We start from the raw sequence: 12,885 nt of genomic DNA, 5'->3' as shown, positions 1-12,885 counted from the left end.
TGCAACAAACCAGCCTTGGCGACGACCCATCGAAAAAACAAATACGCGCCGCGCCAAAAGAAATGCGCGCCGCTCGAGGAGCGACGCGCACCAAACCGCTGGAATGCGATGGGGTCTAGGCCTTGCCCGACTGGGCGTGAGGCACGCCTTCCTTGTCAAACAAAGCGACGAGTTCGCCGCTCTGGAACATTTCCTTGGCGATGTCGCAGCCGCCGATGAATTCGTTCTTCACGTAAAGCTGCGGGATCGTCGGCCAGTTCGAATAGGCTTTGATGCCTTCCCGGATCGCCCCATCGGCGAGCACGTTGATCGCTTTATACGGCACGCCGAGGTGATTGAGGATCTGCACGACCTGCATGGAGAAGCCGCACTGCGGGGCCTGCGGCGTGCCCTTCATGAAGAGCACGACGTCGCTCGATTCAATTTCGTTTTTGATGCGGGCGTTGGTGTCGTCGGACATTTTCAGTTGCCTTTGTTGCGGCGTTCAAGGCGCCGGTGAGAAGATTTACGGCGCCCGCGTCGTCAGCTGCAACGCATGCAGCTCGCCGCCGAGACGGTCGCCGAAGGCGGCGTTGACCATCTGATGCTGCTTGACGCGCGTGAGGCCGCGAAAGCGCTCGGAGACGACCGTCGCCGCCCAATGATCGTCGTCATTGACGAGCGCGATAAGCTCCACTTGCGCATCGGGAATCGCGGCCTTGATGAGTCGCTCGATTTCAGCGGCTGGCATGGGCATTTTATGACACCTGTGTCGGGAAAGCGCCCGAAAACGCGTTGTCTTCGCCGGCCATGAAGGCCGGCAGCGGAGTTTCATGCGCCTTTCGCAGCTCGGTGAGCAATATCGGCGCCTCGCCCGGCAGGATCAAGGCGTCGCCGCCGGTTCGCCCGATCGCCTGGACGGGCACGCCCGCGGCGGCGCCCTGCTGGGCGATTCGTGCGGCGTCCGCGCCATTAGAGACCGTCACGAGATAGCGCGACTGGTCTTCGCCAAAGAGCGCGGCGTGCGGCGCGCCGGAGGGCAGTTCCTTGATCTCGGCGCCGATGTCGCCGGCCAGCGCCATTTCGGCGAGCGCGACGGAGAGGCCGCCATCGGAGAGATCATGCGCCGCGCTGACGCGCCCGGAGAGAATCAGCTCCCGCACGAAGTCGCCGTTGCGGCGCTCGGCGGCGAGGTCGACCGGCGGCGGCGCGCCGTCGGCGCGGCCGCAAAGATCATGCGCATAGGCCGACTGGCCGAGCCATCCCGCGGTTTCGCCGATCAGCAGGATCGTATCGCCCTCGCCCGCGAAGCCGGTTTGCGCCGCCTTGGAAACGTCGGCGATCACCCCGACGCCCCCGATCGCCGGCGTCGGCAGAATGCCCGCGCCCTGCGTCTCATTGTAAAGCGACACATTGCCGGAAACGATGGGGAAATCGAGCGCGCGCGCGGCTTCGCCGATCCCCTGCAGGCAGCCGACGAACTGGCCCATATATTCGGGACGCTCCGGATTGCCGAAATTCAGATTGTCGGTCAGCGCCAGCGGCGTCGCGCCGCGCACGGTGATGTTGCGCCAGCTTTCGGCGACCGCCTGCTTGCCGCCCTCATAAGGATCGGCGGCGCAATAGCGGGCGGTGACGTCGGTCGTCAGCGCCAGACCCTTCGGCCCCTCCTTTACGCGAACCACGGCGGCGTCGCCGCCGGGCGGCCGGACGCTGTTGCCGAGAATGAGGTGATCGTACTGCTCCCAGACCCAGCGCTTGGAGCAGAGGTTCGGCGTCGCGAGGAGCTGCAGCAGCGCGTCGCGATTCGACAGGGGCGCTTTGATCGACGCCGGTTCGATCGCCGGCTGTTTCGGGGTCGGCGTCCAGGGCCGGTCATAGAGCGGCGCTTCGTCGCCCAATTCCTTGATTGGCAGATCGGCCTTGACCTCGCCCTGATGCTTGACCACGAAGCGCAGCGTGTCGGTCGTCTTGCCGACGATCGCGAAATCCAGCCCCCATTTACGAAAGATCGACTCCGCCTGCTCTTCGAGTTCAGGCTTTAGAACCATAAGCATGCGCTCCTGGCTCTCGGAGAGCATCATCTCATAGGCGCTCATGCGCTCTTCGCGGCAGGGCACGGCGTCGAGGTCGAGCTCGATGCCGAGATTGCCCTTCGCGCCCATCTCCACGGCCGAGGAGGTGAGCCCGGCGGCGCCCATGTCCTGAATGGCGATGACCGCGCCCGACGCCATCAGCTCCAGGCAGGCCTCGAGCAGCAGCTTCTCCGAGAACGGATCGCCGACCTGGACGGTGGGCCGCTTTTCCTCGGCGTCCTCCTCGAAAGAGGCGGACGCCATGGTGGCGCCGTGAATGCCGTCGCGGCCGGTCTTCGAGCCGAGATAGACGATCGGGTTCCCGACGCCGGCCGCGGCCGAGTAAAAAATCGAATCGGCGCGCGCGAGGCCCACCGCCATGGCGTTGACGAGAATGTTGCCGTCGTAAGAGGCGTCGAATTCCGTCGAGCCGCCGACGGTCGGCACGCCGAAGCTGTTGCCATAGCCGCCGACGCCGGCGACGACGCCGGCGACGAGCCGCCGCGTTTTTGGATGCGCGGGACGGCCGAAGCGCAGAAGGTTCAGACAGGCGATCGGCCGCGCACCCATGGTGAACACGTCGCGCAGAATGCCGCCGACGCCCGTCGCCGCGCCCTGATAGGGTTCGATGAAGGATGGGTGGTTATGGCTCTCCATCTTGAAGACGCAGGCGTCGCCGTCGCCGATGTCGATGACGCCGGCGTTCTCGCCCGGACCGCGGATGACCCAGGGCGCCTTCGTCGGAAGCTTGCGCAAATGCACGCGCGAGGATTTGTAGGAACAGTGTTCGTTCCACATCGCGGAGAAGATGCCGAGTTCGGTGAAGCTCGGCGTGTGGCCGATGAGCTTCAGGAGGCGCTCGTATTCATCCGGCTTGAGGCCGTGAGCGGCGGCGAGCTCCGGCGTGACGGCGGGTTCAGTCGCGCTCACTTATCCTCTCATGTGGGCTGAAAACCACGGCAGGCGCCAATAATCTGCCGCACTGCGGCGGGGGAAGGATTACTTCGCGCCGTTTGATGCGGCAAGCCGCGCGTATGCTTGAGGTCAAATCTACCGGCCTTTCCTAGGCAGCGCATGCAGCAAAGCGGCGCCGGCTATCTCACATGATTTCCAAGGGATTGTTGCCGCAGAGCCACAGCCGCCAAGAATGAGCATGCCACAGCCTAAATTTGCATCAGATGCAGTTGCATTACCAAAAATTTATAGCAACGTGACAGGGACTTCGGCGCCTTTGTCGTCGACCGTCGACCGCAGAATTTAATCCGGGGGTTCCGATGAAGAATTTTATTCGCGGCGCAATTGCCGCTCTCGTGGTCGGGAGCGTCGGCGCCGCCTATGCCGCTGACTTGCCGCATTACAAAGCGCCGCCGCCGCCGCCGCCGATCGACGACTACCAGCCGTTTCAGATTCGCCTGAAGGTTGGCTCCGTCATTCCGCTCGACGGAACGTCGACGATCTATGACGCGGGCGCCGTCAATCCTGTGGTGGCTGGCCTCGGCGGTCCGCTTTCCTTCGGGCTGGCGACTCTGCGCAGCGGCGGTTACGGCACGGTCGTTCCGGGCGCAAGCACGAGCATCTCCTGGTCGGTCATTCCGATGGTCGACGCCACCTGGTATCTGAACAGGAACTGGGCGATCGAAGCGATCTGCTGCATCACCCCGCATCACATTCAGGGCACCGGCGTGCTTGCCGGCTCGAGCCTCGCGAAGACCTGGGTGTTCCCGCCGTCGCTGCTGCTGCAGTATCACTTCCGGAACTTTGGCGCGTTCCAGCCTTACCTCGGCGTCGGCGTCAACTTCACCGCCTTCTGGGGAACGCGTCCGGGCAACAACGATTGGGGTCTGACGACCGTTCCCGGCTCCTTCGCGGCGGCGGTGGGCGGCATTCCCGGCGCCCTCGCCAGCTTCTATTCGGCGAGCATCACCCCCTCCTGGGGCGTCGTCGGCCAGGCCGGCTTCGACTACATGATCACCGAGCGCTGGGGCATCAACCTCGACGTGAAATACATCATGATGGAGCCGAACGCGCACGCCTCGATCATCGCGCGCACGCCGATCCCGACGCCGATCGGACCTGCCCTCGGCGCCACCTATATCCCGGTGAACGCGGCTGTGAAGATCAACCCGCTGGTCGTTTCCGCCGGCCTGACCTTCCGCTTCGGTTCCGGCATGGTCAACCCGGTGCTCAATTTCTAAGTCTGATACCCAAGCTGAAAAAGCCGGCCTCGAAAGAGGCCGGTTTTTTTGCGTCTGGACGCGCGTCGGATCTATTCGCTGAGAAGACGGCGGATCGAATCGAGCTGATCGAGCGATTCGTATCTGATCCGCACTTCGCCCTTTTCGCCGTTCGGACGCAGATCGACCCGAAGGCCGAGCGCGTCGCTCAGCGTCTTCTCGATCGCCCGGGCGTCGGCGTCCTTGGCGGACGTCTTGGCAGGACGCACGTTTCGTTTCGAAGAGCCTGTATCTTCAGCCTGCTCCTGCGCTAGACGCTCGACGTCGCGCACCGTCATTCCGTCATCGACGATGCGACGCGCCACCGCGCCAGGGTCTGCGACGGCAAGCAGCGCGCGGGCGTGGCCGGCCGAGATGGCCCCTTCGGCGACGAATTTCTTGGCCTCGTCCGGCAGGTTCAATAAACGAATCGTATTGGCGATGTGGGATCGGCTCTTGCCGACGATCTTGGCGATTTCGCCATGAGAATAATTGAACTCGGCGCCGAGCCGCTCATAGCCCTTCGCCTCCTCGATCGCGTTGAGATCGGCGCGCTGCACATTCTCGATGATGGCGAGTTCGAGCGCCTCCTTGTCGTCGGCTTCGTGGATCACCACCGGCACGTCGGAGAGGCCCGCCATCTGCGCCGCGCGCCAGCGCCGCTCGCCGGCGATGATTTCATAAGCGTCGGCGACGCCCGCGATGGCGCGAACCACGATCGGCTGAATCACGCCCTTCTCGCGAATCGACGCGGTCAGCTCGGCGAGATCCTCCTCGCGGAAAGAGATGCGCGGATTGCGCGGATTGGGGCGCAGAAACTCGATGGGCGCCTTTCGCGGACCGCGCGGCCGCTCTGCGGGAGCGGCGTCCGCGCCGGCGTCGCCGAGAAGCGCCGCCAGTCCCCGGCCGAGCCGGCGCCGCGATTCCTCCGCCATCTTTGAAAGGCTCCTTCTTTGCTCAGGCTGCGCGCAGCCGCTTCTCGCGCTGGATCACTTCCGAGGCGAGCTTCAGATAGGCCTGGCTGCCGGAGCATTTGAGATCGTAGAGCAGCACCGGCTTGCCGTGCGACGGCGCCTCGGAGACCCTGACGTTGCGCGGAATCATCGTCTCATAGACCTTCTCGCCCATGAACCGCCGCACGTCGGCCGCGACCTGGTTCGCGAGATTGTTGCGCGGGTCATACATGGTCAAAACGACCCCGTGGATCGACAACTTATGGTTGAGAGTTTGCTTGACCTGATCGACGGTCGAGAGCAACTGCGAGAGACCTTCCAACGCGAAAAACTCGCATTGCAGCGGCACGACGACAGCGTCGCTGCTGGCTAACGCATTTATAGTCAGCAAGTTAAGCGAAGGCGGACAGTCGATCAGAATGTAGCTGTAGCGCCTCTCATGGTCGTGGTCAGCGGCCAGCTCGGCGAGCGCGCGCTTCAACCTGAAGGCGCGGTCCTTGTCGCCCGCAATCTCAAGCTCGACGCCGAGAAGGTCGAGCGTCGACGGGGCGATCGACAGGCGCGGGACTGCGGTGGCCATGATCGCGTCGGCGAGGCTCGATTCGCCGAGCAGCACGTCATAGGTGGAGATCGTGCGGCTCTGACGATCGACCCCAAGTCCGGTCGATGCGTTGCCCTGCGGGTCGAGGTCGATGACGAGCACTTCCTCGCCTACGGCGGCGAGAGCTGTTCCGAGATTGATGGCGGTGGTCGTCTTGCCCACGCCGCCCTTTTGATTGGCCAGCACAAAAATGCGCGGCGAAGCGGAAGCGGTCACGATGGGGAAGCCTTATGCTTGACGACGACGATGCCGGCGCCCTTCCGGGTGCGGCTTTCCGCCGATTCGCAGCTAAAGCTACCCAGCGCTTCAACCGCGGTCAATTCGTCTCGCCATTCTTCCCCTTTTAAAAACACGCCAACGGCCCCATGCGTCAACGCTTCTCCCGAGAGTTCGACGAGACGCGCCAGCGGGGCGAGCGCGCGTGCGCTGACGCCGTCGATCTGACCAGTCAGACGGGGCATGGCGCTTTCGATTCGTTCCGCGTGAATGACCGCGGGGGCCGCTGTTTCACGTGAAACAGCGCGCAGGAACGCGGCCTTCCGCTGGTCGCTCTCGATCAAATGCACCACGGCTCCCGGTCGCCCCTTCAGAAGCAGCGCGGATACCAATCCGGGGAAGCCAGCGCCCGAGCCCAAGTCGGCCCAGCGGCTCACAGCTGGCGCTGCGGCGAGGACCTGCGCCGAATCGGCGAAATGCCGCATCCACATGTCGCCCAGCGTTCCCGAGGCGACGAGATTGATCTTCTCCTGCCAGCGCTGCAGCAGATCGGCGTAGATCGCGAGTTCCGCTGCGATGGACTCGAGTTCCGGAAAGAGCCTGAGCGCTTGCTGCCGGCCGGGGTCGGCTTTCACGCGCGGCGGGCCCGAGCGGCCAGCAGCGTCAGCGCGGAGGGCGTCATGCCGTCAATCCGCTGCGCCTGGCCGATGGTCCGCGGCCGCAGGTAGCTCAGCTTCCCCCGTAGCTCGGCGGAGAGACCGGCGATCGAGGCATAGTCCAGACTCTCGGGGAGCGCCAAACGTTCGTCGCGTCGATACGCGTCGATATCGGCCTGTTGGCGATCAAGATAGACGGCGTAGCGCGCCTCGGTCTCGAGGCGTCCCGCCGTATCTGGATCAATCCCGCTGAACTCGGGCCAGATCGCCCTCAGCCGATCAAGCGTGATGTCCGGAAAGGACAGCAGCGCATAGGCGCTGCGGCGCAGCCCATCCTGGTTGACGGGCAGGCCGTGGCGCAGCGCCGCCGCAGACGTCAATTCGCGCGCCTGCAGCATGTTACGCGCGGCCGCGAGACGGGCGGCGCGGGCGGCGAAATGGGACCCTCGGCGCGCGCCGACGCAGCCGATCTCGATCCCGCGCGGGGTCAGGCGCTCATCGGCGTTATCGGCGCGCAGCGACAGGCGATATTCGGCGCGCGAGGTGAACATGCGATAGGGCTCGCTGACCCCGCGCGTGACGAGATCGTCGACCATGACGCCGAGATAGGCTTCGGCGCGATCGAAGACGATGGCACCCTTGGCCGCGGCGTGACGCGCCGCGTTGATTCCAGCGAGAATTCCCTGCGCGGCCGCCTCTTCATAGCCGGTCGTGCCGTTGATCTGACCCGCGAAGAAAAGCCCAGAAATGCGCTTGGTTTCGAGCGTCGCCAGCAGCTCGCGCGGGTCGACGTAATCATATTCGATCGCATAACCCGGCCGTAGAATGCGCGCCTCCTCCAGCCCCGCAATGGCGTTGATGAAGGCCTGCTGAGTCGCGAGCGGCAGCGAGGTCGAAACGCCGTTCGGATAGACCGTGTCGTCGTCCAGCCCTTCGGGCTCGAGAAAGATCTGATGCGCCTCGCGGTCGGCGAAGCGCGTCACCTTGTCCTCGATCGAGGGGCAATATCGCGGTCCCGGACCCGAAATCGCCCCGGTGCGCAAGGGCGAACGATGCAGATCGTCGAGAATGATCCGATGTGCGGCTGGCGTCGTGCGGGTGACGCCGCAGGCGATCTGACGATTTGCAATCGCCGTGGTCAGATAGGAGAAAGGCTCCGGCGTCGGGTCGCCCCATTGTTCTTCGAGCGCTTCCCAGCAGATGCTGCGCCCATCGAGCCGAGGCGGCGTGCCGGTCTTCAGCCGCGCGACGGCGAAACCGGCGTCGCGCAAGCGGCGGCTCAGCGCGTTCGACGGCGCATCGCCCATGCGGCCCGCGGGCGTGCGTTCGTCTCCGATATGGATCACGCCGCCGAGGAAGGTTCCGGTGGCGATGACCACGGCCGAGGCTCCGATTTCGCCGTCGTTCGTGACGACGCCGCGCACTGCGTCGGCTTCCGTGGTGAGATCTTCGACGGAAGCTTCGACGATGGTGAGATTATCGGTGGCGTCGAGCGCCGCCTGCATGGCGGTGCGATAGAGCTTGCGGTCGGCCTGGGCGCGCGGGCCGCGAACGGCGGGGCCCTTGGAGCGGTTGAGCACACGGAACTGGATGCCGGCCGCGTCCGCCACGCGCCCCATCAGCCCGTCAAGCGCGTCAATCTCACGGACCAGCTGCCCCTTGCCGAGCCCGCCGATCGCCGGATTGCAGGACATTTCGCCGATTTTAGCGCGGCTCTGGGTCACGAGCGCGGTACGTGCGCCAAGCCGCGCCGCCGCGGCCGCGGCCTCACAACCGGCGTGTCCGCCGCCGATCACGACGACGTCGAAATGCATTTTAGGCGAGACGTTCATGGCGAAGCCTGTTTCACGTGAAACATATCATTTGCCAATACAGAATCGCGAGAAAACCGCATCGAGCACGTCCTCGACATCGACCGAGCCGACGATCCGGCCGAGCGCCCCGCTCGCGCGGCGCAGTTCTTCGGCCTGAAGCTCGAGGGGCCGCGCCTCTCCGATCACGGCTTCGACGCTTTCGGCCGCCTCCTCCAGAGCCCGACGGTGCCTCTCCCTCACGATCAGCGCAGAGGCCCCGTCGCCCAGTCGAGCTCGAGCGCGGCTTCCAATCGCAGCAGCGAGATCTTCGAGTCCCTCGCCGCTCAGTGCGCAGACGCCGATAGTGCCCTCGGGCGCTGAGCATAAGTCCGTCTTGGTCGCGACGCGGATGGTTTCGACGGCGCTTGGAGGCGGCGGCTCGCCCGAATCCGACAGCCACAGCGCCAGATCCGCAGACTCAATGCGCGCGAGCGTCCGATCTACGCCGATCCGCTCGATCTCATCGGCCGCCTCGCGTAGGCCAGCCGTGTCGATCAGCGTCACCGGCAACCCGCCAATGTCGAGATGGGCCTCGATCATGTCGCGGGTGGTGCCAGGAATGGCAGATACGATCGCGAGTTCTCGCTGGCTTAATGCATTGATCAGAGTGGATTTTCCCGCGTTCGGCCGGCCGAGGATCATCACAGTGAAGCCGTCGCGCATTCGCTCGGACGCCGGGGCGAGACGCAGCGCCGCCCGCATGTCCGCCGCAATCGGCGACAGCAGCGCGTCGAGGCGATCAGCGGAAAAAGCCGTGACGTCGGCTTCGTCGCTGAAATCCAGCTCGGCTTCGAGTACCGCCAGCGCCTCGACGAGCGCCCCGCGCCAGCCCTCGACCTTGTGGCGCAAGGCCCCGCCGGCGACGCGCAAGGCCTGGCGCCGTTGCGCCTGCGTCTGCGCATCGACGAGATCGGCCAGCGCTTCCGCCTGCGAGAGATCGAGCTTGCCATTGGCGAAGCCGCGCCGGGCGAATTCGCCAGGTTCGGCGGGACGCAGGCCGGCCAGCCGATGGAGGGCGGAAAACGTCCCCTCAACGACCGCGCGGCCGCCATGAAGCTGCAGCTCGGCATAGTCTTCGCCGGTCGGCGAACCGGGAGCCGGAAAGAACAGCGCGACGCCGCGGTCGAGCATTTCGCCGGTCGCGGGATCGCGCAAAACCGCGAAAGTCGCCCGGCGCGGCTCGGGGAGCTTGCCGGCGAGCGCCTTCAGCGCCTCCCCTGCCCCTGGTCCCGACATCCGGATGACACCGATCGCGGCGCGTCCGGCGCCGGTGCCGAGCGCGAAAATCGTATCGCGCGAGGTCACGGCGCGGCCGTCTCGCGGCGGCGCGGCGCGCAGACGGAACTCCCCAGCAACCGCTCGCGATAGATTTTTCGGAACGCCAGGGTCGGCGCGTCGGTGCGCACGGAAGCCTCCTCGGCCGGCGGGGGAACCTCGGCCGGCAGAGAGGATTCGACGATCGCCTGATCCTCGCGGGCGATCCGCCGGTTCATCCAGCGGAAGGCGACGTGTAGCAGCGGCGCGCGGGCGAAACTGCGCACCGTGAGGAGCCACAGGCGCGTCGTTCGCTCATCCTCCGGAATGCAGGCGACCATCAGCCGAAAGGTCTTGCCCGGCGGGTCGATGAAAAGCTCCATCACATTGGGGAAGCGATAATCCATGTTTCCCGCGCGCGGGACGCCGTCGACGCTCGCGGCGATGTGGCCGCCATAGGGCTGCGCTTCAAATGTCATCTCCAGCCGGCTTGCGCCGAGATGCCTGGAGAGATCGCGCCCGATCGTGCTGCGGTGCACAAAAGGCAGATGCGGACTGTCGAGCATGTTCTCCATGACACGCGTCCAATGCGCCTTCCAGGTCACCGATTGCGCGCAGAGCGAGACGCCATCTTGCGCGGTAAGGGTCTGAGAAGGCTGTGGTTCTTCTCTAGGGTCGAAGCCCGTATAGAGCCACAGCAGTTCGCCGGCCTCACGGCAGGGCAGCGCGATCGCGCTGAGATTTTCGCGCTTGGCGTCGGGATTCCACGGCACATGGCAGTTGCGGCCCGCGCCATCAAAGCGCCAGCCATGAAAGGGGCATTCGATGACGCCCTTCTCCACACGCCCGAGCGACAAAGCGACGCCCCGATGCGGGCATTGATCGAGTAGCGCGCAGGCCTTGCCGGCGGCGTCGCGAAAGAAGACGACGCGCTCGCCGGCGACGCGCATCGCGAGCAGCTTGTCGCGCTTTAAGTCGCGCGCAAGCCCGACGATCGTCCACACATTGGCGAAATCCTTGAACATGCGCGCCGCTTATTCCCTTCACCGCTGGAATTCGCAAGGCCGGTCCGGCACAAAGAAATATGCCAATAAGAGCGACATGTCGCCGGCTCGACGCCTCGGACGCTGAAATCTTTCAGGCGCTGCGTCTCGAGAGCTTCCGACTCGAGCCTCGCGCCTTTCGCTTCGCGCCGGAAGACGAAGCGCATGTCGCGCCCGCCGCAATCGCCGCGCGCCTGAAGCGCGACTTCGTCATCGGCGCCTTCAACGCAGAAGACTCACAGTTGATCGGCGTCGGCGGACTCGCATGGAGCGACGGCGTCAAGACGCGGCACAAAGCGCTGCTCTACGGCATGTATGTGCAAGCCGCCCATCGCGGATCGGGCGCCGCCGACGAGATCATGACAAGACTGATCGAAGCGGCGCGCGGGCGCGTTGAGATCGTGACGCTCACCGTCGTCTCGTCGAATCTCCGCGCGCTGCGGTTCTATGAGCGATGGGGATTTCGCGCCTATGGCGTCGAAGACCGCTCAGTGAAAAATGGCGACGACGACTATCTCGACGAAACGCTGATGGCGCTTCGCTTTCGATGATGAGAACGGGCGGCGAGAAGACAGCCGATGTTTCGACGAACGTTTCCTGCGTCACGTATTCATCGAATCGAAGAAGCCCTGATTGTTCTTCGTCTCGCGCAGCTTGCCGAGCAGGAATTCGATCGCGTCGACCGTGCCCATCGGATTGAGGATACGGCGCAGAACGTACATCTTCTTGAGGATGTCGGTCGCGACGAGCAGCTCTTCCTTGCGGGTGCCGGAGCGCGTGATGTCGATCGACGGGAACACGCGCTTATCGGCCACCTTGCGGTCGAGAATGATCTCGCTGTTGCCCGTGCCCTTGAACTCTTCGAAGATGACTTCGTCCATGCGCGAGCCGGTGTCGATCAGCGCCGTCGCGATGATCGTCAGCGAACCGCCCTCTTCGATATTGCGCGCCGCGCCGAAGAAGCGTTTCGGCCGCTGCAGCGCATTGGCGTCGACGCCGCCGGTCAGCACCTTGCCGGACGACGGCACGACGGTGTTGTAGGCGCGCCCGAGTCTTGTGATCGAATCGAGCAGGATCACCACGTCGCGGCCGTGTTCGACGAGGCGCTTCGCCTTCTCGATCACCATTTCCGCGACCTGCACGTGGCGCACCGCCGGCTCGTCGAAGGTCGAGGACACGACCTCGCCGCGCACGCTGCGCTGCATGTCGGTGACTTCCTCCGGCCGTTCGTCGATCAAAAGAACGATGAGATAGCATTCCGGATGATTGGTCGTGATCGACTGCGCGACGTTCTGCAGCAGCACGGTCTTGCCGGTGCGCGGCGGCGCGACGACCAGGGCGCGTTGCCCCTTACCGATCGGCGCGACGAGATCGATGACCCGGGAGGAGAGATCCTTCTTGGTCGGATCCTCGATTTCGAGCTTGAGCCGCTCGTCCGGATAGAGCGGCGTAAGATTGTCGAAGGGCACCTTGTGGCGCACCTTCTCCGGATCCTCGAAATTGATGCTGTTGACCTTGAGGAGCGCGAAATAGCGTTCCCCCTCCTTGGGGCTGCGGATCATGCCCTCGACCGTGTCGCCGGTGCGCAGGCCGAATTTTCGGATCTGCGAGGGCGAGACGTAAATGTCGTCCGGACCGGCGAGGTAGTTCGCGTCGGGCGAGCGCAGGAAGCCGAAGCCGTCCTGCAGCACCTCGACGACGCCTTCGCCGACGATTTCGACGTCGCGGCTCGCGAACTGTTTCAGTATAGCGAAGAGGAGCTCCTGCTTGCGCAGGAGAGAGGCGTTCTCGACTTCATGCTCTTCGGCGAAAGCGAGGAGTTCGGCGGCGGACTTGGCCTTCAAGTCCGAAAGTTTAATTTCCCGCATTCAGGAGGAACCTTGGGTATTGGCTAGGCGCAGGTGGAGAGGAGCCGGGGGACAAGCGGTAGGGCGGGGAATATGGCCTTCCCGAGCGCCGGCGAAATTCCGGCGATGCCGCTTTAAGCAGACACGGGCCTCAGAGGGATAACGCTCCTTAGACAATTTCCAGACGCGAATCAA

The 12,885-nt window shown here is 64.7% G+C and carries 12 protein-coding genes; 2 read left to right on the top strand and 10 right to left on the bottom strand.

The annotated features are described in order from the left end of the window. Positions 1–115 precede the first annotated feature (115 nt). From grxD to purL, 3 genes are read right to left on the bottom strand one after another with little or no spacing between them, the layout of a single operon-like run. Complete coding sequence (gene grxD / locus AC0X69_RS11845) at positions 116–460, bottom strand: Grx4 family monothiol glutaredoxin (protein ID WP_482607829.1); 345 nt, start codon at positions 458–460, stop codon at positions 116–118. 45 nt (positions 461–505) lie between these two features. Then, entirely contained in the window at positions 506–736 is a 231-nt protein-coding gene (locus AC0X69_RS11840) for a BolA/IbaG family iron-sulfur metabolism protein (RefSeq protein WP_482607827.1), read from the bottom strand. Position 737: 1 nt separating this feature from the next. Next, on the bottom strand, positions 738–2,984 hold the full coding sequence (purL, locus tag AC0X69_RS11835; protein ID WP_482607825.1) for a phosphoribosylformylglycinamidine synthase subunit PurL: 2,247 nt from the start codon (positions 2,982–2,984) through the stop codon (positions 738–740). Positions 2,985–3,328: 344 nt separating this feature from the next. Between purL and AC0X69_RS11830 the strand changes: the two genes are divergently transcribed. Beyond that, a complete protein-coding gene (locus AC0X69_RS11830) occupies positions 3,329–4,249 on the top strand; it encodes an OmpW/AlkL family protein (RefSeq protein ID WP_482607823.1) in 921 nt (306 codons plus the stop codon). A 71-nt stretch (positions 4,250–4,320) separates the two neighbouring features. On the opposite strand, the gene AC0X69_RS11825 is transcribed toward AC0X69_RS11830, so the two are convergent. Genes AC0X69_RS11825 through AC0X69_RS11800 form a run of 6 tightly spaced genes read right to left on the bottom strand, consistent with a single transcriptional unit; the run spans position 4,321 to position 10,825 of the window. Next, positions 4,321–5,202 (bottom strand): ParB/RepB/Spo0J family partition protein, encoded by an 882-nt coding sequence (locus tag AC0X69_RS11825; RefSeq protein ID WP_482607821.1) that lies wholly within the window; start codon positions 5,200–5,202, stop codon positions 4,321–4,323. A 22-nt stretch (positions 5,203–5,224) separates the two neighbouring features. Next, on the bottom strand, positions 5,225–6,037 hold the full coding sequence (locus tag AC0X69_RS11820; protein ID WP_482607820.1) for a ParA family protein: 813 nt from the start codon (positions 6,035–6,037) through the stop codon (positions 5,225–5,227). Continuing rightward, positions 6,034–6,672, bottom strand: a complete 639-nt coding sequence (rsmG, locus tag AC0X69_RS11815; protein ID WP_482607818.1) for a 16S rRNA (guanine(527)-N(7))-methyltransferase RsmG — start codon at positions 6,670–6,672, stop codon at positions 6,034–6,036. Before rsmG ends, AC0X69_RS11820 begins: the two co-directional genes overlap by 4 nt. Further along, on the bottom strand, positions 6,669–8,525 hold the full coding sequence (gene mnmG, locus AC0X69_RS11810; protein WP_482607817.1) for a tRNA uridine-5-carboxymethylaminomethyl(34) synthesis enzyme MnmG: 1,857 nt from the start codon (positions 8,523–8,525) through the stop codon (positions 6,669–6,671). The genes rsmG and mnmG overlap by 4 nt, the downstream gene beginning before the upstream one ends. A 27-nt stretch (positions 8,526–8,552) precedes the next feature. Further along, positions 8,553–9,851, bottom strand: a complete 1,299-nt coding sequence (gene mnmE / locus AC0X69_RS11805) for a tRNA uridine-5-carboxymethylaminomethyl(34) synthesis GTPase MnmE (protein WP_482607815.1) — start codon at positions 9,849–9,851, stop codon at positions 8,553–8,555. Further along, entirely contained in the window at positions 9,848–10,825 is a 978-nt protein-coding gene (locus AC0X69_RS11800) for a Rieske 2Fe-2S domain-containing protein (RefSeq protein WP_482607814.1), read from the bottom strand. The genes mnmE and AC0X69_RS11800 overlap by 4 nt, the downstream gene beginning before the upstream one ends. A gap of 59 nt (positions 10,826–10,884) precedes the next feature. Here AC0X69_RS11800 and AC0X69_RS11795 point away from each other — a divergent pair, with 59 nt between their 5' ends. Further along, positions 10,885–11,394 (top strand): GNAT family N-acetyltransferase, encoded by a 510-nt coding sequence (locus AC0X69_RS11795; protein ID WP_482607812.1) that lies wholly within the window; start codon positions 10,885–10,887, stop codon positions 11,392–11,394. 51 nt (positions 11,395–11,445) lie between these two features. Here the strand turns inward: AC0X69_RS11795 and rho are convergent, their stop codons facing one another. Further along, positions 11,446–12,711, bottom strand: coding sequence for a transcription termination factor Rho (rho, locus tag AC0X69_RS11790; protein WP_482607810.1), 1,266 nt, complete (start codon positions 12,709–12,711; stop codon positions 11,446–11,448). Between the last annotated feature and the right edge of the window lie 174 nt (positions 12,712–12,885).

The sequence above is a fragment of the Methylocystis sp. Uni0008 genome, assembly GCF_056838045.1.
The sequence above is the reverse complement of the archived record's forward strand: the minus strand, read 5'-3'. Positions and strand labels throughout refer to the sequence as shown.

Bases quoted from the DNA above. Each gene is read 5' to 3' on its own strand.
- grxD (WP_482607829.1), bottom strand. From the start codon at position 460: ATGTCCGACGACACCAACGCCCGCATCAAAAACGAAATTGAATCGAGC.
- AC0X69_RS11840 (WP_482607827.1), bottom strand. From the start codon at position 736: ATGCCCATGCCAGCCGCTGAAATCGAGCGACTCATCAAGGCCGCGATT.
- AC0X69_RS11830 (WP_482607823.1), top strand. From the start codon at position 3,329: ATGAAGAATTTTATTCGCGGCGCAATTGCCGCTCTCGTGGTCGGGAGC.
- AC0X69_RS11825 (WP_482607821.1), bottom strand. From the start codon at position 5,202: ATGGCGGAGGAATCGCGGCGCCGGCTCGGCCGGGGACTGGCGGCGCTT.
- mnmG (WP_482607817.1), bottom strand. From the start codon at position 8,525: ATGAACGTCTCGCCTAAAATGCATTTCGACGTCGTCGTGATCGGCGGC.
- AC0X69_RS11800 (WP_482607814.1), bottom strand. From the start codon at position 10,825: ATGTTCAAGGATTTCGCCAATGTGTGGACGATCGTCGGGCTTGCGCGC.
- AC0X69_RS11795 (WP_482607812.1), top strand. From the start codon at position 10,885: ATGCCAATAAGAGCGACATGTCGCCGGCTCGACGCCTCGGACGCTGAA.
- rho (WP_482607810.1), bottom strand. From the start codon at position 12,711: ATGCGGGAAATTAAACTTTCGGACTTGAAGGCCAAGTCCGCCGCCGAA.